17 protein-coding genes are annotated in these 24,797 nt (G+C 44.6%); 11 read left to right on the forward strand and 6 right to left on the reverse strand.

What is annotated here, in order from left to right:
• The first annotated feature begins 107 nt into the window (after positions 1-107).
• The 8 genes from BACCELL_RS01095 (at position 108) to rodA (ending at position 11,748) form a co-directional block, all read left to right on the forward strand.
• Positions 108-2,069 carry an ABC-F family ATP-binding cassette domain-containing protein gene (locus tag BACCELL_RS01095; RefSeq protein ID WP_007209634.1) on the forward strand — a complete coding sequence of 654 codons (1,962 nt, stop codon included), beginning with the start codon at positions 108-110 and terminating at the stop codon, positions 2,067-2,069.
• A 25-nt stretch (positions 2,070-2,094) separates the two neighbouring features.
• Positions 2,095-4,131, forward strand: coding sequence for a M13 family metallopeptidase (locus tag BACCELL_RS01100; RefSeq protein ID WP_007219707.1), 2,037 nt, complete (start codon positions 2,095-2,097; stop codon positions 4,129-4,131).
• 199 nt (positions 4,132-4,330) lie between these two features.
• A complete protein-coding gene (gene purH, locus BACCELL_RS01105) occupies positions 4,331-5,854 on the forward strand; it encodes a bifunctional phosphoribosylaminoimidazolecarboxamide formyltransferase/IMP cyclohydrolase (RefSeq protein ID WP_007209636.1) in 1,524 nt (507 codons plus the stop codon).
• A 114-nt stretch (positions 5,855-5,968) separates the two neighbouring features.
• Complete coding sequence (locus tag BACCELL_RS01110; protein WP_007209637.1) at positions 5,969-6,991, forward strand: rod shape-determining protein; 1,023 nt, start codon at positions 5,969-5,971, stop codon at positions 6,989-6,991.
• Positions 6,992-7,000: 9 nt separating this feature from the next.
• Positions 7,001-7,843 (forward strand): rod shape-determining protein MreC, encoded by an 843-nt coding sequence (gene mreC, locus BACCELL_RS01115; RefSeq protein WP_007209638.1) that lies wholly within the window; start codon positions 7,001-7,003, stop codon positions 7,841-7,843.
• Between the two features lie 90 nt (positions 7,844-7,933).
• Positions 7,934-8,434: a rod shape-determining protein MreD gene (gene mreD / locus BACCELL_RS01120; RefSeq protein ID WP_007209639.1), complete on the forward strand. Its 501-nt coding sequence runs from the start codon at positions 7,934-7,936 to the stop codon at positions 8,432-8,434.
• Between the two features lies 1 nt (position 8,435).
• Positions 8,436-10,301 carry a penicillin-binding protein 2 gene (gene mrdA, locus BACCELL_RS01125; RefSeq protein ID WP_007209640.1) on the forward strand — a complete coding sequence of 622 codons (1,866 nt, stop codon included), beginning with the start codon at positions 8,436-8,438 and terminating at the stop codon, positions 10,299-10,301.
• The gene (gene rodA, locus BACCELL_RS01130) at positions 10,282-11,748 is read left to right on the forward strand and encodes a rod shape-determining protein RodA (protein ID WP_007209641.1); all 1,467 of its coding nucleotides are present in this window, start codon (positions 10,282-10,284) and stop codon (positions 11,746-11,748) included. The genes mrdA and rodA overlap by 20 nt, the downstream gene beginning before the upstream one ends.
• Here the strand turns inward: rodA and BACCELL_RS01135 are convergent.
• The 5 genes from BACCELL_RS01135 to BACCELL_RS01155 form a co-directional block, all read right to left on the reverse strand.
• Entirely contained in the window at positions 11,737-12,222 is a 486-nt protein-coding gene (locus tag BACCELL_RS01135) for a gliding motility lipoprotein GldH (RefSeq protein ID WP_007209642.1), read from the reverse strand. The two genes, rodA and BACCELL_RS01135, sit on opposite strands and share 12 nt — an antisense overlap.
• On the reverse strand, positions 12,200-13,603 hold the full coding sequence (gene ricT / locus BACCELL_RS01140) for a regulatory iron-sulfur-containing complex subunit RicT (RefSeq protein ID WP_007209643.1): 1,404 nt from the start codon (positions 13,601-13,603) through the stop codon (positions 12,200-12,202). Before ricT ends, BACCELL_RS01135 begins: the two co-directional genes overlap by 23 nt.
• Before the next feature lie 41 nt (positions 13,604-13,644).
• On the reverse strand, positions 13,645-14,763 hold the full coding sequence (locus BACCELL_RS01145) for a DNA polymerase III subunit (protein WP_007209644.1): 1,119 nt from the start codon (positions 14,761-14,763) through the stop codon (positions 13,645-13,647).
• 88 nt (positions 14,764-14,851) lie between these two features.
• Positions 14,852-15,805 (reverse strand): methylenetetrahydrofolate reductase [NAD(P)H], encoded by a 954-nt coding sequence (gene metF / locus BACCELL_RS01150; RefSeq protein ID WP_007209645.1) that lies wholly within the window; start codon positions 15,803-15,805, stop codon positions 14,852-14,854.
• A 94-nt stretch (positions 15,806-15,899) separates the two neighbouring features.
• Positions 15,900-17,807 carry a fimbrillin family protein gene (locus BACCELL_RS01155; protein ID WP_044153136.1) on the reverse strand — a complete coding sequence of 636 codons (1,908 nt, stop codon included), beginning with the start codon at positions 17,805-17,807 and terminating at the stop codon, positions 15,900-15,902.
• Between the two features lie 397 nt (positions 17,808-18,204).
• Here BACCELL_RS01155 and metA point away from each other — a divergent pair, with 397 nt between their 5' ends.
• From metA to BACCELL_RS01170, 3 genes are all read left to right on the forward strand, one after another.
• A complete protein-coding gene (gene metA / locus BACCELL_RS01160) occupies positions 18,205-19,122 on the forward strand; it encodes a homoserine O-acetyltransferase MetA (protein ID WP_007209648.1) in 918 nt (305 codons plus the stop codon).
• A gap of 89 nt (positions 19,123-19,211) precedes the next feature.
• The gene (locus BACCELL_RS01165) at positions 19,212-21,110 is read left to right on the forward strand and encodes a peptidase U32 family protein (protein WP_007209649.1); all 1,899 of its coding nucleotides are present in this window, start codon (positions 19,212-19,214) and stop codon (positions 21,108-21,110) included.
• Positions 21,100-22,149: an FmdB family zinc ribbon protein gene (locus tag BACCELL_RS01170; RefSeq protein ID WP_007209650.1), complete on the forward strand. Its 1,050-nt coding sequence runs from the start codon at positions 21,100-21,102 to the stop codon at positions 22,147-22,149. The genes BACCELL_RS01165 and BACCELL_RS01170 overlap by 11 nt, the downstream gene beginning before the upstream one ends.
• 208 nt (positions 22,150-22,357) lie before the next feature.
• Here BACCELL_RS01170 and BACCELL_RS01175 read toward each other — a convergent pair whose 3' ends face one another.
• The gene (locus BACCELL_RS01175; protein WP_081450786.1) at positions 22,358-24,781 is read right to left on the reverse strand and encodes a TonB-dependent receptor; all 2,424 of its coding nucleotides are present in this window, start codon (positions 24,779-24,781) and stop codon (positions 22,358-22,360) included.
• Positions 24,782-24,797: the final 16 nt, after the last annotated feature.

Genomic DNA, 24,797 nt, shown 5'->3' on the forward strand with positions numbered 1-24,797 from the left:
TAAATGAATGAATTCCGCCAACGAGTTACAATAATATAGGTTTACGATGTCATATCCCGCTGGAAATCGTTACCTTTGCAGCCCTGAACGATAAATTCATTGACACTATGATATCAGTAGAAGGACTGAAAGTAGAATTTAATGCAACCCCTCTGTTCGAAGACGTCTCTTACGTAATCAACAAAAAAGACCGCATCGCCCTGGTGGGCAAGAATGGTGCGGGTAAGTCTACCATGCTCAAGATATTGGCCGGACTACAGCAGCCCACTTCCGGCGTCGTTGCCATTCCCCGCGAATGTACTATCGGTTACCTGCCACAGGTGATGATTCTCAGTGATAAGCGTACCGTGATGCAAGAGGCGGAACTGGCTTTCGAACACATCTTCGAAATGCAAGCAGACATTGAACGCATGAACCAGCAACTTGCCGAACGCACCGATTATGACAGCGAAGAATACCATAAACTCATCGACCGTTTCACTCATGAGAACGAACGTTTCCTGATGATGGGCGGCACCAACTTCCGTGCTGAAATAGAACGAACCTTGCAAGGATTAGGTTTCAGCCGCGAAGACTTCGACCGCTCCACCAGTGAGTTCTCCGGTGGTTGGCGTATGCGTATCGAACTTGCCAAACTCCTGCTTCGCCGTCCCGATGTGCTATTGCTCGACGAACCTACCAACCACCTGGATATTGAGAGTATCCAATGGCTTGAAAACTTCCTTTCCACACGTGCCAATGCCGTGGTATTGGTGAGTCATGACCGTGCATTTCTCAATAACGTCACCACGCGCACCATTGAAATCACTTGCGGACAGATTTACGACTACAAAGTGAAGTATGACGAATTCGTCGTACTGCGGAAGGAACGTCGCGAACAGCAACTCCGTGCCTATGAGAATCAGCAAAAACAGATAGAAGATACGGAAGCCTTTATCGAGCGTTTCCGCTATAAAGCCACGAAAGCTGTGCAGGTGCAGAGCCGCATCAAACAACTGGAAAAGATAGAACGCATCGAGGTAGACGAGGAAGACAACTCTGCATTGCGCCTGAAGTTTGCTTGCAGCAGCCGTAGCGGAAGTTACCCTGTCATCTGTGAGGATGTCCGGAAGGCCTATGGCGACCATGTCATCTTCCACGATGTCAACCTGACCATAAACCGTGGTGAGAAAGTGGCGTTCGTAGGTAAGAATGGTGAAGGTAAATCCACCCTGGTAAAGTGTATCATGGGAGAAATAACCGATTATACCGGTAAGCTCACCCTTGGTCATAATGTACAGATCGGTTACTTCGCTCAGAACCAGGCACAACTCTTGGATGAAAGTTTAACGGTATTTGATACCATCGACCGCGTAGCCGTAGGCGATATCCGCCTGAAGATACGCGATATCCTTGGTGCCTTCATGTTCGGCGGTGAAGCTTCTGATAAAAAGGTGAAAGTGCTGTCTGGTGGAGAACGTACCCGCCTTGCAATGATCAAACTCCTGCTGGAACCTGTGAATTTCCTGATACTGGACGAACCAACTAACCACCTCGATATGCGTTCGAAGGATGTACTGAAAGATGCCATTCGCGAATTTGACGGTACAGTCATTTTAGTAAGCCACGACCGTGATTTCTTGGACGGACTTGCGACTAAAGTATATGAGTTCGGTGGTGGAATTGTAAAAGAACACCTCGGTGGCATCTACGACTTCCTGCAAAAGAAGCAGATAGAAAGCCTGAACGAATTACAGAAAGCCCCCGCACTTTCTACCTCACCTTCCGGTGGAAAAGAGAATGCGGATACCACCACTCAATCTTCCGGTGCCAAGCTTTCCTATGAAGAGCAGAAGGAACTGAACAAGAAGCTCAAAAAACTGGAACGTCGCGTTGCTGACTGTGAATCGGAGATAGAGCAGACCGAGTCTGCCATCGCCATTCTCGAAGCCCGAATGGCAACTCCTGAGGGAGCTTCGGATATGGCCCTTTACGAGCAGCATCAGAAACTGAAACAACAACTCGACTCTGTGATGGAAGAGTGGGATGCCGTCTCTACCGAACTGGAAGCAGTTCGGAAAGAACAATAAAACTTATAACATTATTTTATATCTTATGAAAGTAACTCATTATTTACCTTTAGCCGCAGCTTGCCTTATGATGGTGGGATGTGGTACGGGCAAGCAGAAGGCTGAAATGACAGCCGGTATCCAGCTTGCCAATCTTGACACAACTGCCCTTCCGGGGAGTAGTTTCTATCAGTACGCCTGTGGCGGTTGGATTGAAAGTCATCCACTTTCACCTGAGTATTCACAGTACGGTTCTTTTACAGAACTTGCCGAGAATAACCGTAAGCAGATACAAGGTTTGATTGAAGAACTGGCTGCCACTCAGCACGAAGCAGGTAGTGTAGCGCAAAAGGTAGGCGACCTCTACAAGATTGTTATGGACAGCGTGAAGCTGAACAAAGAAGGTGTTGCTCCTATCAAAGCCGACTTGGAACAGATTGCTTCCCTGAAAGATAAAGAAGCTGTTTATGCTTTGCTCGCCGATCTGCGTAAACAGGGCATCGGTGCTTACCTCGGCCTCTATGTAGCTGCCGACGAAATGAACAGTAACGAGAACGCCGTGCAGCTTTATCAAAGCGGCTTGAGCATGGGCGAACGCGATTACTATCTGGCTACTGATCCTTCTACTACCGCTATCCGTGATGCATTCCGTACTCATGTACAGAAAATGTATCAGTTGGCAGGTTTCGATGAGGCTACTGCCAAGAAAGGTATGGAAGTGGTTATGGACGTGGAAACCCGTCTTGCCAAAGCTTTCCGTTCTCGTACCGAACTGCGTGACCCGCATGCTAACTACAATAAGATGAGCATGGAAGAGGTGAAGAAGAATTATCCTACTTTCAACTGGGACGCTTACCTTTCAGGTCTTGGACTGACAGATGTGAAAGAAATCATTGTCGGCCAGCCTGCTTCGGTAGCTGAAGCTGCTAACATCCTTAACACCTTACCTGTTGATCAGCAAGTCCTTTACCTGCAATGGAAGTTGATTGACTCTGCCGCCAGCGCATTGAATGACGAGATGGCTCAGCAGAACTTTGACTTCTACGAACGCACCATGTCTGGAACGCAGGAAATGCAACCCCGCTGGAAGACTGCCGTTTCTGTAGTGAGCTCCGCACTGGGTGAAGCCGTGGGACAAATGTATGTAGAGAAATACTTCCCTGCCGCTGCCAAGGAACGTATGATATCTTTGGTGAAGAACCTTCAGACCAGCCTGGGCGAACGCATCAACAACCTTGCCTGGATGAGCGACGAAACCAAGCTGAAAGCACAGGAAAAACTGGCTACTTTCCACGTGAAGATCGGTTATCCTGATAAGTGGAAAGACTACTCAACGTTGGAGATCAAGGACGACTCTTACTGGAACAATATCAAGCGTGCCAACCTGTGGAACTATGCCGAAATGGTTGCCAAAGCCGGCAAACCGGTAGACAAGGACGAGTGGTTGATGACTCCGCAGACCGTAAACGCTTATTACAACCCGACAACGAACGAAATCTGTTTCCCTGCCGGTATCCTGCAATATCCGTTCTTCGATATGAATGCTGACGATGCCTTCAATTATGGTGCAATCGGTGTTGTAATCGGTCATGAGATGACACACGGCTTCGACGACCAAGGTCGCCAGTACGACAAAGACGGTAATCTGAAAGACTGGTGGACGGAAGAAGATGCTAAGAACTTCGAGAAACGTGCCGATGTAATGGTTGCTTTCTTTGACAGCATCGAAGTTGCACCGGGGGTACATGCCAACGGTCGTATGACACTGGGTGAGAACATTGCCGACCACGGAGGCTTGCAAGTATCTTATCAGGCATTCAAGAAGGCTACCGCTGCCGCTCCGCTGGAAGTAAAAGACGGTTTCACTCCCGAACAACGCTTCTTCCTGGCTTATGCCAATGTTTGGGCTAACAATACCCGTCCCGAAGCCATCCTGCAATTGACGAAGATCGATGTACACTCTTTGGGCAAATGGCGTGTAGACGCTGCGTTGCCGCACATTGCTGCATGGTATGATGCATTTGGCATTACGGAGAAAGATCCGATGTATGTACCGGTAGAAGAACGCATCTCTATCTGGTAATAGTTTCATGCGGGGAAACAAATTATTTCATTACCTGAAATAAACAAGCTCATCAGAGCGGAAGATTATGAACTAAGGCAGTAAATCCTAAACAGGATTGCTGCCTTTTTTAATTATACCTAATTTATTGTGTTTGAGTATGTGTGCAAATAAACATTTTTAGTACCTTTGCGCATCAAATACTTATATACGCAATTCCATGTCTGAAACAAAAAGAATTAAAACCGCTTTAGTATCGGTTTATCATAAGGAAGGTTTGGACGAAATCATCACCAAACTGCATGAAGAAGGAGTTGAGTTTCTGTCAACAGGCGGAACTCGTCAGTTTATAGAATCACTGGGGTATCCCTGTAAAGCAGTGGAAGACTTGACCACGTATCCCTCTATCCTGGGTGGACGTGTGAAGACCCTGCATCCGAAAGTGTTCGGTGGTATTCTCTGCCGTCGCGGACTGGAACAGGATATGCAACAGATAGAAAAATATGAAATTCCCGAAATAGACCTCGTTATCGTTGATTTGTATCCGTTTGAAGCTACCGTAGCTTCCGGTGCCGACGAGCCGACTATTATCGAGAAAATAGATATAGGCGGTATCTCACTGATCCGTGCAGCTGCCAAGAATTACAATGATGTGGTTATCATCGCTTCTCAGGCACAATACCAGCCGTTCCGCGATATGCTGATGGAACATGGAGCTACCACTTCGCTGGAAGAACGCCGTTGGTTTGCCAAAGAGGCGTTTTCCGTTTCTTCCCATTACGATTCAGCCATCTTCAACTACTTCGATGGCGAAGAAGGTTCTGCATTCCGTTGCTCTGCCAATAATCAGAAGACTTTGCGCTACGGCGAGAACCCGCATCAGAAGGGTCACTTCTACGGAAATCTGGAAGCTATGTTCGACCAGATTCACGGAAAGGAAATCTCTTACAACAACCTGCTCGATATCAATGCAGCCGTTGACCTGATCGATGAATTTGAGGAGACTACGTTTGCCGTATTGAAGCATAACAATGCTTGCGGTCTGGCTTCACGCCCCACGGTGCTCGAAGCATGGAATGATGCATTGGCCGGTGACCCGGTTTCCGCTTTTGGTGGTGTGCTCATCACAAACGGAGTGATCGATAAGGACGCTGCTGAGGAAATCAATAAAATCTTCTTTGAGGTAATTATCGCTCCTGATTACGATGTAGACGCATTGGAAATCTTGGGACAGAAGAAAAACCGTATTATTCTGGTTCGCAAGCCTGCCGCACTGCCTAAGAAGCAGTTCCGTTCTCTCTTGAATGGTGTGTTGGTACAGGACCGCGACCTGAACATCGAGAAGCCTGAAGATTTGAAAACTGCAACCACGAAAGCACCTACCGCACAGGAAATAGAAGACATGCTCTTTGCTAACAAGATTGTGAAGAACAGTAAGTCCAACGCTATTGTACTGGCTAAAGGCAAGCAATTGCTGGCAAGCGGTGTGGGACAGACTTCACGTGTGGATGCTTTGAAGCAGGCCATCGAAAAAGCCAAGAACTTCGGCTTCGACCTGAAAGGTGCCGTGATGGCATCCGACGCTTTCTTCCCCTTCCCCGACTGTGTGGAGATTGCCGGAAATGAAGGTGTGACCGCAGTTATTCAACCGGGTGGTTCCATCAAGGATCAGCTTTCGTTCGACTATTGCAACGAACATGGCATCGCGATGGTGACCACAGGAATTCGTCATTTCAAACACTAATTAGATTTATGATTTATAATTTATGAGTTATGACCGCTGAACAGCAAGAGTTGTAAGCGCCCTCATTATCATCCATAAATTATAAATCATAATTCATAAATCATAAATATTCGCATGGGATTATTCTCTTTTACACAAGAAATAGCGATGGACCTTGGTACCGCCAATACCATTATTACAACCAATGGTAAGATTGTGGTGGATGAGCCTTCGGTGGTAGCTCTCGACCGTCGCACCGATAAGATGATTGCCGTGGGTGATAAGGCAAAGATGATGCACGAAAAGACCCATGAAAACATACGTACCATCCGTCCGCTTCGCGACGGTGTAATTGCCGATTTCTATGCTTGCGAGCAGATGATACGCGGTTTGATAAAGATGGTGAATAATCGCAACCGTCTGTTCTCTCCTTCGCTCCGTATGGTTATCGGTGTCCCCTCGGGTAGTACTGAAGTGGAGCTGCGTGCCGTGCGCGACTCTGCCGAGCATGCCGGCGGACGTGACGTCTACCTGATTTTCGAACCTATGGCTGCCGCTATCGGTATCGGTATCGATGTGGAAGCTCCGGAAGGAAACATGATTGTAGATATAGGTGGTGGTTCTACGGAAATTGCCGTTATCTCCTTGGGTGGCATCGTAGCCAATAATTCCATCCGCATAGCGGGTGATGACTTTACTGCGGACATTCAGGAGTATATGAGCCGTCAGCACAATGTGAAGGTCAGCGAGCGTATGGCCGAACGTATTAAGATCAATGCGGGTGCAGCCCTGACTGAACTTGGTGAAGACGCCCCCGAAGATTATATCGTTCACGGACCGAACCGTATCACGGCTCTGCCTATGGAAGTGCCTGTATGCTATCAGGAAGTAGCGCACTGTCTGGAGAAATCAATCTCGAAGATTGAAACCGCTATCTTGAACGCGTTGGAAAATACACCTCCCGAACTGTATGCCGATATCGTGCACAATGGTATTTATCTGGCAGGTGGTGGTGCATTGCTCCGCGGACTCGATAAGCGTTTGACTGATAAGATTAACATTCCGTTCCATATTGCTGAGGATCCCCTGCATGCTGTTGCCAAAGGTACGGGTGTGGCGCTGAAGAATGTGGATCGTTTCTCATTCCTGATGAGATGATAAAGCCATATGCGAAATTTACTGAACTTTCTTATTAAATACAACTACTGGTTCCTCTTTCTACTGTTAGAGGCAGCCAGTTTTGTTTTATTGTTTCGTTTCAACTACTATCAGCAGAGTGTGTTCTTCACATCTGCCAACAGTGTGGCGGGGAAAGTTTACGATGTTTCGGGAACTATTACTTCTTATTTCCATCTGAAATCTGTCAATGAAGACTTGCTCGACCGTAATATGTGGTTGGAGCAGCGGGTGGCTTTTCTGGAGAAAACGCTGAAAAATAAAGGAATGGACTCTGTTCGGTTGTATAGCCTGGAACGGCTCGAACCGGACGAATACCATATTTTCAAAGCGAATGTCATCAAGAATAGTCTGAACCGGGTGGATAACTATATCACCCTTGATGAAGGAACCTCTGCGGGTATCCGTCCGGAAATGGGAGTGGTAGATGCCAACGGAGTAGTGGGCATTGTCTATAAGACTTCTCCGCATTACTCTACCGTTATTCCATTGCTGAACAGTAAATCGAGCATCAGTTGCAAGATTGTGGGCAGTGAATATTTCGGTTATTTAAAGTGGGAATATGGAGACTCTCGTTATGCTTATCTGAAAGATTTACCTCGCCATGCAGAGTTTAATCTGGGTGATACGGTGGTGACAAGTGGGTATTCTACAGTATTTCCTGCAGGCATCATGGTGGGAACGGTGGATGATATGTCTGATTCTCACGACGGTCTCTCTTATCTGTTGAAGATAAAACTGGCCACGGATTTCGGAAAGGTGAGCAACGTTCGGGTGATTGCCCGTACCGGACAAGAGGAGCAGAAGATGCTGGAGAAGGAAGAAGGGAAGTGATGGAGTGATAAGGTGATAGAGGGATAGGAGTGATAAATGGTAGGGGAGTAGCCCCAATTGTAAATCGTAAATTGTAAATTGTAAATCAAATTGGTTCTCAATTATCTGCATAAAATAGGTTGGTTTATCGGTTTGGTACTATTGCAGGTACTGATACTGAATAATGTGCATATTGCCGGATATGCCACTCCTTTTCTATATATTTATCTCATACTGAAATTTGAGTCGGAAACACCACGGAATACTTTGATGTTGTGGGCGTTTTTTCTGGGACTGACGGTGGATATCTTTTCGGATACGCCGGGTATGAATGCTGCAGCTACGGTGGCACTGGCTTTTCTGCGTCCTACATTCCTACGCCTGTTTGTGCCGCGGGATGCGTTTGAGAATATAGTTCCTTCGATAAAATCGATGGGAATTATACCTTTCCTGAAGTATTTGGTTGTTAGCGTTTTTATTCATCATGCAATATTACTTACCATAGAATTCTTTTCGTTCGCCCATATCGGAACGTTGCTGCTGAGAATTGTGGCAAGTGCGTTGCTGACTATAACCTGTATCATGGCTATAGAAGGAGTGAAGAAGAAGTAAGATGGCAAAAGATTATACACTCGAAAAGCGGAAATTTGTGATAGGTGGGGTAGCAATTGTGATTGTTATCATTTATATCATGCGTCTTTTTGTGTTGCAGATCATGACTGATACTTACAAGAAGAATGCAGATAGTAACGCTTTCCTTAATAAAATCCAGTATCCTTCGCGCGGTGCTATTTATGACCGCAATGGAAAATTACTGGTGTTCAATCAACCTGCGTATGATATCACATTCGTGCCGCGAGAGGTGACGGAACTGGATACTCTCGATTTTTGCCGCACACTGAATATTACGAAAGAACAGCTGCTGAAGCGAATGAAAGATGTGAAGAACCGCTGGATGAATCCCGGTTATTCCAGATATACGCATCAGGTTTTTATGACGCAGCTCTCGGCGGAAGAGTGCGGTGTATTCCAGGAAAAACTCTTTAAATTCCCGGGTTTTTATATTCAGAGACGTACTATCCGGCAATACACTTATAATTCTGCCGGACATGCTTTGGGAGATATCGGTGAGGTTTCAATGAGAGATATTGAGGCTGACGACTATTACATTCGCGGTGATTATGTGGGTAAGCAAGGTATAGAAAAGTCATACGAGAAATACCTGCGTGGCGAAAAAGGAGTAGAGGTTTTGCTTCGTGATGCGCACGGACGTATTCAGGGCCACTATATGGATGGGAAACTAGATCGCCCATCCATACCTGGTAAGAACCTGAAATTAGGGTTGGATATTGATTTGCAGATGTTAGGTGAGCGTCTGATGAAAAATAAAATCGGTGCAATTGTGGCTATTGAGCCGGAAACGGGGGAGATCCTTTGTCTGGTGTCTGCTCCGAACTTTGATCCGCACTTGATGATTGGCCGCCAACGTGGTAAAAATCATAATATGCTGCAGAGAGATAAACAGAAACCTTTGCTGAATCGTGCTATTATGGGTGTCTATCCTCCGGGGTCTACTTTCAAAACAGCGCAGGCGCTGACATTCTTACAGGAAGGTATTATACAGCCATCCACATCGTTTCCTTGTTCTCACGGATTCATTTATGGAGGTCTGCGTGTGGGATGCCACGGGCATGGATCACCTCTTCCGCTGATACCTGCTATTGCCACTTCGTGTAATGCTTATTTTTGTTGGGGGCTTTATCGCATGTTTGGTGATAAGAAATACGGTTCACCACAGAATGCGCTTACTGTATGGAAAGATCACATGGTTTCTCAAGGATTTGGTTATAAGCTGGGAACGGATTTGCCGGGTGAGAAACGTGGATTTATTCCTAATGCAGGTGTTTATGATAAGGCCTATCGTGGATCATGGAATGGATTGACGGTAATCAGTATTTCTATCGGTCAGGGTGAAGTTTTAAGTACACCTTTGCAAATGGCAAACTTAGCGGCCACCATTGCCAATCGTGGTTATTTTGTGACTCCGCATATTGTGAAGGATATTCAGGATGCAGAATTGGATAGTACCTATCGGGAGCGTCGTTACACTTCTATTGATCGTTCTTATTATGAAGAAATTGTAGAAGGTATGCGGGCGGCTGTTACGGGAGTTACCGGAAGTGCTACTTGCCGTATAGCCGGAACCATACTGCCGGGTGTAGAAGTCTGTGGAAAGACGGGTACGGCACAGAATCGCGGACATGACCATTCTGCATTTATAGGTTTTGCCCCGATGGACAAGCCGAAGATCGCTATTGCCGTTTATGTGGAGAATGGTGGTTGGGGTGCAACCTATGGAGTACCTTATGGTGCTTTAATGATGGAACAGTATTTGAATGGAAAACTTTCGCCTGCCAGCGAGGAAAGAGCGGAAGAAATGAGTAATCGTGTGATAATGTATGGTGACGAGGAGAGATAGTATATGGAAATCACTGGATTGGGTAACGATCTGTGTTTACTTGATTCTGATTGCATTCGGTTGGTTTAGCGTTTGCGGGGCAAGCTATGATTATGGTGACCGCGACTTCTGGGATTTCTCCACTCGTGCAGGTAAGCAACTGGTTTGGATCATTTGCTCTTTCGGATTGGGATTTGTGTTGTTGATGCTTGAAGACAGCGTTTATGATATGTTTGCCTATCTGATTTATATAGGACTTGCCATATTACTTGTGGTCACTATCTTTATAGCCCCTGATACGAAGGGATCGAGGTCGTGGCTGGTCATGGGGCCGGTAAGTTTGCAGCCGGCGGAGTTCGCCAAGTTTGCTACGGCGCTGGCTCTTGCCAAGTATATGAATTCCTATTCGTTCACCATGAAGAACTGGAAGAATATCTTGATGATGGTTTTCCTTATTTTGTTCCCGATGATACTTATTATCTTGCAGCGGGAGACTGGCTCAGCGTTGGTATATACTGCTTTCTTTTTGGTTCTGTATCGGGAGGGGATGCCGGGTGTGGTACTGTTTTCCGGAGTGTGCGCGGTAGTTTACTTTGTGGTAGGTATTCGTTTTGATCAGGTGTTTATTGCCGATACGCCGACGCCGATAGGGGAGTTTGCAGTACTTTCGATGGTCTTGCTGTCTGCGGCAGGAATGGTGTGGGTTTATAAGAAGAAATGGGAACCGGTACGCAATATATTGTTAGTTACCATTGGAGTGTTGTTAATCGCTTATTTTATATCGGAATATGTGACTCCGTTTAATTTGGTTTGGGTGCAATGGGGACTGTGTATGCTGGTAGTTGGGTACCTTATTTTCCTTTCGTTAAGTGAGCGTCATCTTAGTTATTTCCTGATAGGTATGTTTGCTATCGGTTCTATCGGTTTCTTATATTCCAGTGATTACTTCTTTAATAAAGTATTGGAGCCTCACCAGCAGATACGTATCAAGGTGGTATTAGGCATGGAAGAAGATCTGGCTGGTGCCGGATACAATGTCAACCAGTCGAAGATAGCTATCGGTTCCGGTGGCCTGACAGGAAAGGGATTCCTAAACGGTACTCAGACTAAGCTGAAATATGTACCCGAACAAGATACGGACTTTATTTTCTGTACGGTAGGTGAAGAAGAAGGATTTATAGGTTCTACTGCCGTGCTACTCTTATTTCTTATATTAATACTCCGTCTGATTGCTGTGGCGGAGCGGCAACCGTCTACTTTTGGTCGAGTCTATGGGTACTCGGTCGTTAGTATATTCCTGTTCCACTTATTTATTAATGTAGGCATGGTGCTGGGATTGACACCTGTGATTGGTATTCCGTTGCCATTCTTTAGTTATGGCGGTTCTTCGCTTTGGGGATTCACCATCTTGCTGTTCATCTTCCTGCGGATTGATGCAGGACGTAAAAAGAGACTGTCAGCGTTTTAATTTGATTCCTACATCATTGATACCGGGAAGAACTTCGTCCGGTAGAAGGTGTATAATTTTGAAGCGGTATTCCCCGGCTTTTCCAATACGGATGAAACCTGCTGGGAGAGTTGATTGATATAACCCACCCCAGCCATCTCCTAACCAAATACCTGCATTGTCAGCAAGTCGCAGCTCCAATGTATCCCGCTTGATATTTGGGACTTCCGGGCTGTCGTAGTAGATGAGTAAGGGCAAATTCTGATATGGATAATTGTTCCGGTTTCTTACTTCTACGGATACATTGTAGAGTGTAACGGAGTCTGCAACCGAAACATTGAAGAATAGTGTGTCATTCCGCTGCCAGCCTTCCGTTGGCAGGGATTGAAAAGAATGATATACAGTCTGTTCATCGCAGGCTGTGTAGAGGCTTGCGATGAACAGCAGTATTAAACTCTTCAGGAGAGATGTTTTATTCTTGGGCTGGTTTTTCATTTCCGGCTGGTTTCTCTCCTTGTGGTCTGGGTGGATTGTTGGGTCTGGGACCTCTATCAACACGTTGTCCATCTCCTCGTTCACGATTTTTTTGCTTGTTGCGTCTGACCTGATCGCCTTGTTGTCTGGGTTGGTTCCCCTGTTGCCTTGGTTGCTCGCCTTGTGGTCTGGGAGTACCTTGTGGGCGTGGTTCACCTTGTGGGCGTGGTCTGGATTGTTGATCTCCAGGTTGATTCGGATTTCCTTTTTTCTTTTTCTTGCGGTTGTTATTACCGCTGTTTCCATTCCCGCCACCGTTATTTTCTCCGCCATTTTTACCTTTACGACTACGGTCAAAGCGGGTTAAGCTTTCCTGTTCCAACAAATCTATCGGCTTCTTGGGTTCCACTTGGCGTGCTTCTTCTACAAGACTTTCTGGCTTAGTACCCCGTTTGTTCATACCGATGATTTCAAATGCACGCTTACCACTGATTGTTACCAGATTGGCAGGAATGTTCTTGTCGGTAGAGTAGGTTATCTGATTGCTTAGAATATCTGCCTTGAAGAAATAGAAAGTACCGTCTTTGGTTTCCAACTCGATCTCCCTGGAAGGAAGACGTTTCTGAGCTTCTACATAGCAGTCCACTTCATAGTTGAGACAGCATTTCAGTTTGGCACATTGTCCTGCCAGTTTTTGCGGATTGAGAGAAATATCCTGATAACGGGCGGCACTTGTGGATACTGACACGAAAGAGGTCATCCAGGTGGCACAGCAGAGCTCGCGTCCACAAGGGCCGATACCACCAATTCGTCCGGCTTCCTGACGTGCGCCAATTTGCTTCATTTCAATGCGGACATGGAAAGCATCTGCCAATACCTTGATCAGCTGGCGGAAGTCTACACGCTCATCGGCAATATAATAGAAAATAGCTTTGTTACCGTCTCCCTGATATTCCACATCACCGATTTTCATGTTGAGATTCAGGTTGAGGGCAATCTGTCGGGCGCGTATCATGGTGTTATGTTCGCGTCCTTTGGCTTCATTGTATTTGTCCATATCTACCTGTTTGGCTTTACGGTAGATGCGCTTGATATCAGCCTCAGACTTGATGTTAGCTTTTCTCATTTGTAGCGGAACAAGGCGTCCGGTTAGGGTCACCACACCGATGTCATGTCCCGGTGTTGCTTCTACGGCCACGATGTCGCCCTTTTCAAGAGGTATATGGTTGCTATTGCGGAAATATCCTTTGCGGGTATTCTTGAACTGAACTTCTACCAGATCGCTTTCTTCTCCGTTTCCGGGAATATCGGCCAGCCAGTCGTAGGTGTTCAGTTGCTTGTCTTGCCTGCCGCAACTTTTGCAGCAGAGACTTCCGCTTCCGTTATGTAGTTTAAAATCCATTTTTTTATTTATGATTGAGATTACTACTATATATCTGATTTCTACTGTTTCAGTAGAACTATCATTTTCAATGAAAAATCAAAAAAGACCATCCTTGCATTTACATTTTGCTCAATATGTATCTGCGCTTCGCTCAATTCATCCATCATTCCCATTACATTCCGTTCGTTGATAAAAGGGGCGAAGCGGGTCGCAAAGTTTTGTTCGGGTAAAGTCATGTAACTCATCTCTTTGCAATGCAGGTTATAGATGAAATTCTCGCGTATCATACGCTGGGCGTATGTCAGAAAGTTCTTCTGTCGTTCACGTCCCATGCCTGCCAGCTGCTCACTCCATTGTTTCATTTCACGTATCTTCCGTTGATAGGAAAGACGCATGAGGCTGACAAAGAGTTCAAAGAACAGTTCATTTTCTTCGTTTAGGTGGATGGTTTCCAATGCTTTGATAAAGTCACCGTTGGCAAGATGCGCCAAGGTGAAACTATCATTAGGACGTACGCCGTATTTCTGTTGCAAGGCGTTGGCAATATCCGTTTCTTCTATTTTACGGATGTTGAAACGTTGCGTACGGCTCAGGATTGTTGGCAGTATCATGTCCGGAGTTTCGGATATCAATAGGAATACTGTCTTTTCGGGAGGCTCTTCCAGAAGTTTCAATAACTTATTGGCACAAACTACGTGCATTTTCTCCGGTAGCCAGACGATAGTAACCTTGTAGCCACCTTCGCTTGATTTCAGACTGAGCTTGCGCACTATCTCGTCACTCTCCTTTGCATAGATGATGGCTTGCCCGTTTTCAGCATCCATCTCATTTAGCCAGTGGTTTAGACTGAAATAAGGGCTGTTCAGCACCAGATGGCGCCAGTCAGCTATATAATCATCGCACACTTCTTTCTTTCCTTTTTTTACGATGGGAAAGACGAAATGTACATCCGGATGTACCAGCTTATTCCACTTTACGCAGGAGGGACAAGTACCACAGGCGTCTGTATCTGTACGGTTTGGGCAACAGATGTAACGGGCATAAGCCATTGCCAACGGAAGTTTTCCCACTCCCGATGGACCGCAGAAGAGCTGAGCATGAGGAATACGCCCCTCTTGCACTTCCTGCCGGAGTCGCAGTTTGGCTGCTTCTTGTCCTATTACCTCTTTGAAAAACACGATATTATATATAATTTAATTATCAATTACTAATTACCAATTAGATTACTCCAACTCTCAACTTTCCATTCTCAACTTTCAACTTCCCCTAGTATACCAGTTTTGCAACTTCTTTTATACTGTCCACTGCACCGATGGAGTAGAAGTGAATACTAGGTACTCCATGTTCCACTAATTCCTTACATTGCTTAACACACCATTCGATGCCTACTTGTTTGGCTTCTTCATCCGTTTTGCATTTCATCGCTTCGTATGCCAGTTCTTCGGGCAAGTCCACTTTGAATGTCTTGGGTATCATGCTGATTTGAGATATTTTCTTGAACGGTTTGATACCTGGAATGATGGGAATGGTAACTCCGGCTTTCCGGGCACGTTCTACGAAGTCGAAGTATTTCTGGTTATCATAGAAAAGCTGTGTGACTGCATATTCTGCACCGGCTTCCATTTTCTTTTTCAGCCAGTAGATATCAGTGTCAATATTGGGAGCTTCTTCGTGTTTTTCGGGATAACATGCCACGCCATAGGAAAATGGTGTATTGGTCACTTTCATTTCCGAGCCATCTACGAAAATACCTTTATTGAAGTTATTGATCTGTTCTTGCAATTCAATGGCATGGTGGTAACCATCGCCTTCGGGAGTGAAGACGGACTCATGTTTTGCTTTATCCCCACGTAACACCAGTAAGTCGGTAATACCCAGGAATTGCAGATCGAGCAGTACATATTCCGTTTCTTCGCGGGTGAAACCACTGCAAAGAAGATGCGGAACTACAGTAATATTATATTTGTTTTGGATAGCGGCAGCTACGGCAACAGTCCCTGGGCGGCGGCGCAAGCGATTGCGCTGAAACAAACCGTTTCCCAGATCTTTATACACATATTCGCTGCGATGTGTGGTGATATTGATGTATTTCGGGTCAAATTCCCGTAAAGTATCTATGGTGTCGTACAGCTTTTCGATGCCTGTGCCTTTCAGCGGTGGCAGTATTTCAAAAGAGAAAGCTGTCTTCTCGTTGCTGTGTATCAGGTCGATAATTCTCATTTCTTTTTCGTTGTCTTTGTTCGGTGAACAAAACTTATTTGTACATTGGGAACAAAAATACGAAAAAGAAATGAGATATGCTTTTATTGTTGGGCTATTCTTTTATACAACGTATAGGAACAGCTATATAATAATCTTTATCTTTCACTTTATTACTGCCAGTGTCGTTAATATCGTTTGATGTACTTTTCATGAAAATAACGGTTTCTGTCAATCCATTCACGTCATCTCCTATCCAATAGAAAGCTGCGGCAGACTCATTTATCAAAGCTGTTTTATTTCCACTTTCTGTATACACTCCGTAAGGATAAAAACTTAATCCAGTCTCATTAGTGGCAGGGGATACGATATCTCCCGCCTTAAATGGTATCCAATCTCCTGTTTTTAAAACAGAAATATCATTCTTGATATACTGCCTTAGTGAATCCCAATTTCCGTTATTAGGTATTTTCCATCCTTCTGGAGCTAAGTTACCAGCTAATATAGCTTCTCCATTATAGAAGTATATTTCATCTTTTTCGGGTTTAAAATAACCCGCTCCCTTGCCTAATTCTACTTGTTTAGTAAGAGGAGTGCCATTTCTGTATGTAGTTGCGCACAAGTCTTTCTGCATCCAATATTGTATGCCTATTTTTACTATAGGATATTCTTTTAAAGTTCCATTCCTGATATCTCTAATCGTATGTCGTATAACATTTATATCCAAAGGCTTTTCGGGTTTTATTAATGTGATTATTCCTGATTCATTCAGATAGAATTTATCAATTTTTCCAGAAGTACCTGTAGTATATGTAAACGAATTATCTTCTGTATTCCAACTTATTTTTCCTCCATTGATCTCTCTTTCATCATCTAATAGTTGTAGTACAGTTCCATTAGTAAGGTCGCTTTGTTCATCGGTTCCGATAGGATAAATAGTGATTGCTTGTGAACTAATATTATCTGACCTAAGATACTCTTTGCAAATTTCTACAATAGGTTTACCGCTACTATATACTTTATAAACATTTGATTGGGTAAAAGATAATGCGGCAATATGTATTGCTGTAGTTTTACCGCTATTATCTGTTTCCTTACCTTCAACAGATGTCCAGTCTTCTATGTTGCCGGTTATTCCTGTCAATATATGACTGGTAGTCTGCATGGCTGCTATGTCCAGGTCACATTGTGTATTTTCTGTCATTGTTAATTCCGGCATTGGGCATGTGTATAGTTGTCCGTTCCAGTCCATGACGAATGATTGTATATCGGATTTTATGTCTTGAGGAATAATGATAATCTCTTTTCCTATGAGTTTCCCGTTTTTTATACTCCATGTTCCGTAAGGAATAATATCTGTTTCTTCTTTATGATTTGTAAATTCCCCTGTGGTCAAATTATAGTCGGCTTTATTATAGAATCCGGTAGCAATGATTCGTGGATTAGCACTTAGTAAACTTTCAACAGTTTCATCTCCTTTGGGGGTAAGTGTTATGTTGAATTTGACTAATTTATGATAGAACTTCAGTTCAACAGCTTTTTCACTACTTGCCACTTTTGACTGTGTTGCGATTAGAAAATCTGATTGTGAACGTTTAATAGGATTGCTTTGATCTGACTGTATAGAGATTGGAATAATGGAAGAATTGGCAGATATCTCTGTTGGTAGGTAAGGGGAATAACTGATAAAGTCAAGAGTTGCATCTCCTACCGGATAGAAAACTGTTTTTTGGGGGATAAGCGTACTACTTCCTGTACATTCTAACTGCAAATTGTTGATATACCTTTCTTCTGCAATAGAAGTGGAGGATAGCATTGCGTATAATCCCACTTTATCTCCTTTCTCGAAGGTTGTATTTGTCACTCGTGTACTCGTTTTATTGATCTTTGTTGAAAATGTGATAGGGGTAGTTCCTGGAGAAGTCTCTGAATCTAACTTATTGACACAAGAAGAAATAGGTAGAAAAAGAGAACATAATAAAACAGAAATCAATCTGTTACTTTTAATAGTTGTTTTGCTCATTTGCTGCTATTTTATGAAATACAATTGTTGTATTTCTAGTTAGTACGTAGCTCTATCTGTTAATTAAAGCATCGGAATATCTGAGGTGGGTAAGGACCATAATTGGTATAAGAAAGTCTGTGGCTTTGGGATGCTAATTAATTGAATTCACGCTTGAATTCCAGTTCTATTCCATCTTAATGTTTTTCAATGTTCATTAACTCTGTTGGTTGACAAAGGTAAAATAATAATCTAAATATCTGAAAGAATAAACTAGTTTCTGTTAAAAGTATTTTTATCTTCCTTTGTATGAAGTGAATAAATGAATAGCTTTTGTCCCTACATTTTCATTCTTTCGCGGGAGATTTCAAAATTATCAGTACCTTTGTACTCTAAATTAAAGATAATCTGATAACTTATGCCATTAAATTTACCTGATAAGCTGCCGGCGATAGAGTTGCTGAAAGAAGAGAACATATTTGTTATTGACAACTCCCGCGCCACGCAACAGGACATCCGTCCGTTGCGCATCGTTATCCTGAACTTGATGCCTTTGAAGATTACCACGGAGACAGATCTTGTGCGTTTGCTCTCCAATACACCGCTTCAAGTGGAAATCTCGTTCATGAAAATCAAGAGTCATACATCAAAGAATACGCCTGTAGAACACATGCAGACATTCTATACTGACTTTGAAAAGATGCGTGGCGAGAAGTACGACGGTATGATTATCACCGGTGCTCCTGTAGAACAATTGGATTTCGAAGAGGTGACTTACTGGGATGAAATAATGGAAATATTCGATTGGGCGCGTACGCATGTTACGTCCACCCTTTATATATGTTGGGCTGCACAGGCCGGACTTTATCATCATTATGGAGTACCCAAGTATGCGTTGGATAAGAAAATGTTCGGCATATTCGAGCATCGTCCTTTAGATCCGTTACACGCTATTTTCCGTGGTTTCGATGATATGTTCTATGTACCCCATAGCCGTCATACGGAAGTACGGAAAGAAGATATCTTGAAAGTGCCGGAACTTACTTTACTTTCGGAATCGGAAGATGCAGGCGTACACCTAGTGGTAGCACGTGGTGGACGTGAGTTCTTTGTTACCGGACATTCGGAATACTCTCCACTGACGCTGGATACGGAATATCGCAGGGATGTAGATAAAGGTCTACCTATTGAAATACCTCGTAATTATTATGTGGATAATGATCCGGATAAAGGAGTGATGGTACGTTGGCGTGCCCATGCCAATCTGCTGTTCTCTAATTGGTTGAACTATTTCGTTTATCAGGAAACTCCGTATAATATTAACGATATAAAGTAGCTACAAGCTACGGGCTACGAGTGACAAGACCTTGCGGTGTATAGCGTATCACTCGTAGCTTGTAGCCTGTAACTTGTAACTAAAACGATATGATAAAGCAACGGAAGATAGAGTTACTAGCCCCTGCCAAGAACATGGAATGTGGCATTGAAGCTATTAACCACGGTGCGGATGCAGTGTATATCGGTGCACCTAAGTTTGGCGCACGTGCAGCAGCCGGCAATTCGTTGGAAGATATAGCTGCTTTGGTGGCTCATGCCCATTTATATAATGCCCGGATTTATGTGACTGTCAATACTATCTTAAAAGAAGAAGAACTGGCAGAGACGGAGAAAATGATTTGGGATTTGTATCGTGCGGGAGTAGATGCCCTCATTGTGCAAGACATGGGAATCACTCGCTTAAACCTGCCGCCTATTCCCTTGCACGCCAGTACGCAAATGGATAACCGTACACCGGAGAAAGTACGTTTCCTTGCAGAAGCTGGTTTCCGGCAAGTAGTATTGGCACGTGAGCTTTCCCTTCAGGAAATCAGCCATATTCATAAAGCTTGTCCGGAAGTGCCGTTGGAAGTATTTGTACATGGAGCACTTTGCGTTAGTTATAGCGGGCAATGTTATGTCAGCCAGGCTCGTTTCGGACGTAGTGCCAACCGGGGAGAATGTGCACAATTCTGTCGTTTGCCTTTCAGTCTGGTGGATGCCGACGGAAAAGTAATTGTACGTGATAAGCATTTGCTATCTCTCAAAGATTTGAATCAGAGTGATATTCTGGAAGAGTTACTTGATGCAGGTGCCACTTCGCTCAAGATAGAAGGCCGTCTGAAAGATGTTTCTTACGTAAAGAATGTTACGGCTGCTTACCGCCAAAAGCTGGATGCTATCTTTACACGCCGTAAAGAATACGCCCGGGCCTCTTCCGGTACTTGTAATTATACATTCCGTCCCCAGTTAGATAAAAGTTTTAGTCGTGGATTTACGCATTATTTCCTGCACGGACGCAGTGAAGAAATCTTCTCTTTCGATACTCCGAAATCCCTCGGTGAAGAGATGGGCACCATGAAGGAACAACGCGGAAACTACCTCACAGTAGCCGGATTGAAATCATTCAACAACGGTGACGGTGTTTGTTATATCGATGGGCAAGGACGCCTGCAAGGCTTCCGTATCAACCGTGTAGATGGAAATAAACTCTATCCGGCAGGTGAGATGCCTTGTATCCGTCCGCGTACTGTGCTTTACCGTAACTATGACCAGGAGTTTGAGAAGTTGCTGGCACGTAAGTCTTCCGAACGAAAGATTTCCGTATCCTTGCTTTTGGCAGATACTGCCTTCGGCTTTGCTCTGACTGTCACGGATGAGGATGATAATAGCGTTACACTTTCTTTCCCTCATCAGAAAGAACCTGCCCGTACCCCGCAGGCAGATAATCTGCGTACTCAACTCAGTAAATTGGGAAATACTCCTTTTGAAGCCGGCATATTAGCGGATAATCGTTCGCCTGAAACAAATTCCGCCATAGAAATCCGCTTTTCAGATAACTGGTTTCTTCCCGCTTCCGTAGTAGCCGATTGGCGCCGTCAAGCCGTAGACAAGCTGGTTACCGTTCGCCGTATTAATTATCGGCAGGAAGTGGCAGTCTGGAAACCTACAACTCATGCTTTCCCTTTGTCGGGAACTTCTTCTAAGACAACAGCTTCCGCTACTTCATTAACGTACCTCGGTAATGTAATGAATACCCGTGCCGCCTCTTTCTATACCGATCACGGCATTGCTACCGTAGCTCCGGCTTATGAGAAACAATCTGTACCGGGTGCTGTTTTAATGTTCTGCAAGCATTGTTTGCGTTATAGTATGGGTTGGTGCCCTACTTATCAGAAGGGACGTTCACCTTATCGGGAGCCTTATTATTTGCAAGGAACTGATGGTAAGCGCTTCCGCTTGGAGTTTGATTGTAAGAATTGTCAGATGAAAGTATATGCGGAATAAGAGAGAACATATTCGTTATCACCACAGAGCGGTACAGAGTAACACTGAGTTTCTTAAATATCAGAAAAGACTCCGTGCAACTCTGTGTTACTCTGTGGTGATAGCGATTATTATCAGTCTGGTTTCCTGCCGTTACTCCCGTCCCAATCTGGATGATGAAGGTATCAGTGATAAAACCCGCGACTCTCTGACCTACCTTTACGACCGGCATTATACGTTGAATACGAATCTGGAAGTGGTGCAGGATTCCGTGGTGCTTGCCTGTCTGCCGGTGAAGGATTGCTACAATACTCTGTATAGAGGAGACCGTGTAGTAGTGGCCGAATTTGCCATTCATTCTGCTGATAGTGTGGACAGTGTTTGGGTAAAACTGGCTCATTCCCAGGAGATACAAGGCTGGATCGGGGAGCGGGAAATGATGCAAGCTTTTGTACCTACGGACAGTATCTCACAATTCATTTACTTGTTCAGTGATACGCATGCTTCTTACTTCGTGATTATTTTCGCCTTGTTTGTCGGTGCCTGGGTGTTCCGTTTGTTCCGTCGGAAGCAGTTGAAGATTGTTTATTTCAATGATATTGATAGTGTATATCCGCTTTTGCTCTGCCTGTTGATGGCATTCAGTGCTACGGTGTATGAGACGATGCAAGTTTTTGTGCCCGAAACGTGGGAACATTTCTATTTTAATCCTACGCTTTCACCTTTCAAGGTGCCGTTTATTCTCTCGGTCTTTTTGCTGAGCATCTGGTTGTTTATCATTGTACTGCTGGCAGTACTCGATGACTTGTTCCGTCAGTTGACTCCTGCCGCTGCCGTATTTTATCTGTTGGGATTGGCATCTTGTTGTATCTTCTGTTATTTCTTCTTTATACTGACTACACAAATCTATATCGGCTATATTTTCCTTGTTGTTTTCCTTGGGCTTTTCCTAAAGCGAATGTGTGCTACACTTGTCATTTACCGCTATCGTTGCGGGCGTTGCGGACAGAAATTAAAAGAAAAAGGGCCTTGCCCAAGCTGTGGTGCTATCAATGAATAATAGGGTGTAGCAAGTTCTCTTAACCCTTTCATGCTTATGATACTTACTTTTCCCCTCTTTCCTGCTTAGATGTAATGTAAAAGATGGCATCTTTTGCTGCGAAAGATGCCATCTTTTGATGTTAGAGATGCCACCTTTTGCGACAAAAGATGCCATCTTTTGCATAACGGGTTAGGGAGATGTATGGGGACGGAAGTAATGATCTCTATCAGAACCTGCAACGTAGTTCGATTCCCGCCTGTATGGGGCGGCCTTTCTGCATGAATCCGTTGCCCATGCTTTCAAAGTAGAAAGCAGCGTAGTCTTTATCCAGTGCATTGCGAACCCAGAAGTCAATCTGTCCGTTGCCTTTTTGCAGGCTGAGGCGTCCGTTCAATGTGCCGTAGAAAGCTTGGCTGATATCATTCTGCTCGGTCCAATAGATACGTCCTGCACCAGTGTAGTTGGCATTAAGTTGAATACGGTCCAACCAATGTCCCGGGTTGATGCGGAAAATGTATTGTCCGCCCAGGCTCAGGGTGTGCTTCGGAACGAAAGGAACATAGTTGCCGTTGTAACTTATTTCTTCTAATTTACTGTTGGTTGTTATGTAATCTTTGAATGTGGCATAAGTATAACCGTAGCTTGCAGTCAAGGTAAAGTTAGTGGTAACTGCACCCATCAGAGATATTTCTGCTCCCAGGCTGCGGCTCTTTCCTGCATTTACCGTCTCGCGTCCAAGTCCGCTCTGGGCGAAGCGGGAAATCTGCTGGTCGCGCGTTTCAAGCCAGAACAGGGCGGCATCGGCACGCAGACGGTTTTGGAAAAGGTTTAGGTGAGTACCTATTTCATAGTTCCAGGTTTGTTCCGGTTTATATACGGTGGCAGCCCGGGCATCCGGGTTTTCGCCGGCATCGGGTATAAAGTTCACCATATCTTTAAGGTTTTCGGGAACCTGGGACATGATTTCATCTTTGGTCAGCCTCATCATATCGTTCTTCAGACTCGCTTGCAACAGGTCGGAGAACATCTGGATGTTGTATCCTCCCGAACGATATCCTTTGCTGACGGTGGCGTATACATTTCCGAGGTTCTTCGGGAAGTCATATTGCAGGGCGAACTTTGGCAATAGTTGCAGATAATCCTTGCTGATGGAGCCTTGATACCGTGAGGTGACGGTCAGTGCTGTTTCCGGCATCATGGAAATGGGCTTTCCTGTGGGCGCTCCGTTCATCATCATCTGGCCCGTAATACCTATGGTGTAGTCCATTGCTGTACCGGAGTTATAATCCATCTTCATTTTCTCATAGTCCAGTCGAAGGCCAGCGGTGAATGATACTCCATCGATACCGAATAAATCTCTGAATGTGGATTGGTGGAACAGAGCTCCGTTCAGAAGCGGTGTCTTGAAGTCTCCATTGATGGGCAGGCGGGCGCTGGTTACTTTCAGTGCGGGCATGATGTTCATATTTCTTCCGGGGCCCATCGGTACCTCAACCAGTGCAGGGATGAAGTTTCCCAACATCTGATCCATCATCGCCATACCATCTTCTTTGAATGTGACCGGTGCAGTAGTATTTAGCCATTGGTAGAAACCGAAAATGCCTGTAGCCCATTGCCAGCGGTGGCTTTCCTTGCTCTTCATTACGATTTCTTCACTGATGGTGTTGATGCGCTGCTTCTGTTCGAGGGTATAGGTGTTTTTAGCTGTGAAATCCTGATCCAGAAACATACGATCCTTTAGATGTTGATATCCGGTTACGGCACTGAGTGTGAAATTCTGTGCCTGGTACTCTACATTAAGTCCGGCATTCAACAGGTTGCGGTAATAGCTACTTTCATCATTGTAAGCCGTTTTGGCTACATCTCCGGTTTCTTTATTGTAGAGTCCATACGGGTAACCGCCCTGGTCACCATATTCATAACTTACATTAAAGTCGAGCTTCCAATTGTCGCTGGGCAAGTAGATGGCGCGGATACGTCCACCGGCAGACTGCCCTTTATCTACCTTTTTATTGTTGAGCGCTGCATTGCGGAAGAAACCGCCTTCGTATTCATAAAATCCTCCAGCCGAGAATGCAAAGCGCTCATTCATCCGGTGATAGTGAGTGACGGAAGTATTGTATTGATTGTGTGTACCTGCCCCTATCCGGAAGTCAGTACCTTGATAAGAGAAAGGAGATTTGGTATGTACTTTAATAAGTCCACCCATCGCATTTCGTCCGTACAATGTACCCTGCGGACCGCGCAGCACATCAATACGCTCGATGTCGGAATAATTGAAATCGAATGCGGATTTATCTATATAAGGTATATTGTCAACATAGAGGCCTACGGAGGGAGTATTGATGCGAGAACCGATACCACGAATGTAGACGGCAGATGTCAGTCGCGAACCGTAATCAGGAATAAATATATTCGGGACCAGTGCTGTCAGGTTCTTTATGGAGTTCACTTGTGCAGCTTGCATGTCTTGTTGCGAAAGTAAGGTGACGGCATTGGGTAGCTCGCGCAACTTACGGTTTTCTTTAGGTGCTGCAATAATGAGAACCTCTTCAACATCTACTATTTTCAGGGTATCTACTTCTTCTGCCGCAATGTTTCCTATAGGTAGGAGTGCCAGGGCAAAAATCAACAATTTACTCTTATTCATTCTTTGTCTTTTAGGA

This window comes from Bacteroides cellulosilyticus DSM 14838 (genome assembly GCF_000158035.1).
Classification (GTDB): domain Bacteria; phylum Bacteroidota; class Bacteroidia; order Bacteroidales; family Bacteroidaceae; genus Bacteroides; species Bacteroides cellulosilyticus.

Coding starts and splice junctions, on each gene's coding strand:
- purH (WP_007209636.1), top strand. CDS start 4,331: ATGTCTGAAACAAAAAGAATTAAAACCGCTTTAGTATCGGTTTATCAT.
- mreC (WP_007209638.1), top strand. CDS start 7,001: ATGCGAAATTTACTGAACTTTCTTATTAAATACAACTACTGGTTCCTC.
- BACCELL_RS01165 (WP_007209649.1), top strand. CDS start 19,212: ATGATAAAGCAACGGAAGATAGAGTTACTAGCCCCTGCCAAGAACATG.
- metA (WP_007209648.1), top strand. CDS start 18,205: ATGCCATTAAATTTACCTGATAAGCTGCCGGCGATAGAGTTGCTGAAA.
- metF (WP_007209645.1), bottom strand. CDS start 15,805: ATGAGAATTATCGACCTGATACACAGCAACGAGAAGACAGCTTTCTCT.
- BACCELL_RS01135 (WP_007209642.1), bottom strand. CDS start 12,222: ATGAAAAACCAGCCCAAGAATAAAACATCTCTCCTGAAGAGTTTAATA.
- BACCELL_RS01095 (WP_007209634.1), top strand. CDS start 108: ATGATATCAGTAGAAGGACTGAAAGTAGAATTTAATGCAACCCCTCTG.
- mrdA (WP_007209640.1), top strand. CDS start 8,436: ATGGCAAAAGATTATACACTCGAAAAGCGGAAATTTGTGATAGGTGGG.
- BACCELL_RS01170 (WP_007209650.1), top strand. CDS start 21,100: ATGCGGAATAAGAGAGAACATATTCGTTATCACCACAGAGCGGTACAG.
- BACCELL_RS01110 (WP_007209637.1), top strand. CDS start 5,969: ATGGGATTATTCTCTTTTACACAAGAAATAGCGATGGACCTTGGTACC.
- BACCELL_RS01155 (WP_044153136.1), bottom strand. CDS start 17,807: ATGAGCAAAACAACTATTAAAAGTAACAGATTGATTTCTGTTTTATTA.
- ricT (WP_007209643.1), bottom strand. CDS start 13,603: ATGGATTTTAAACTACATAACGGAAGCGGAAGTCTCTGCTGCAAAAGT.
- BACCELL_RS01175 (WP_081450786.1), bottom strand. CDS start 24,781: ATGAATAAGAGTAAATTGTTGATTTTTGCCCTGGCACTCCTACCTATA.
- BACCELL_RS01100 (WP_007219707.1), top strand. CDS start 2,095: ATGAAAGTAACTCATTATTTACCTTTAGCCGCAGCTTGCCTTATGATG.
- rodA (WP_007209641.1), top strand. CDS start 10,282: ATGGTGACGAGGAGAGATAGTATATGGAAATCACTGGATTGGGTAACG.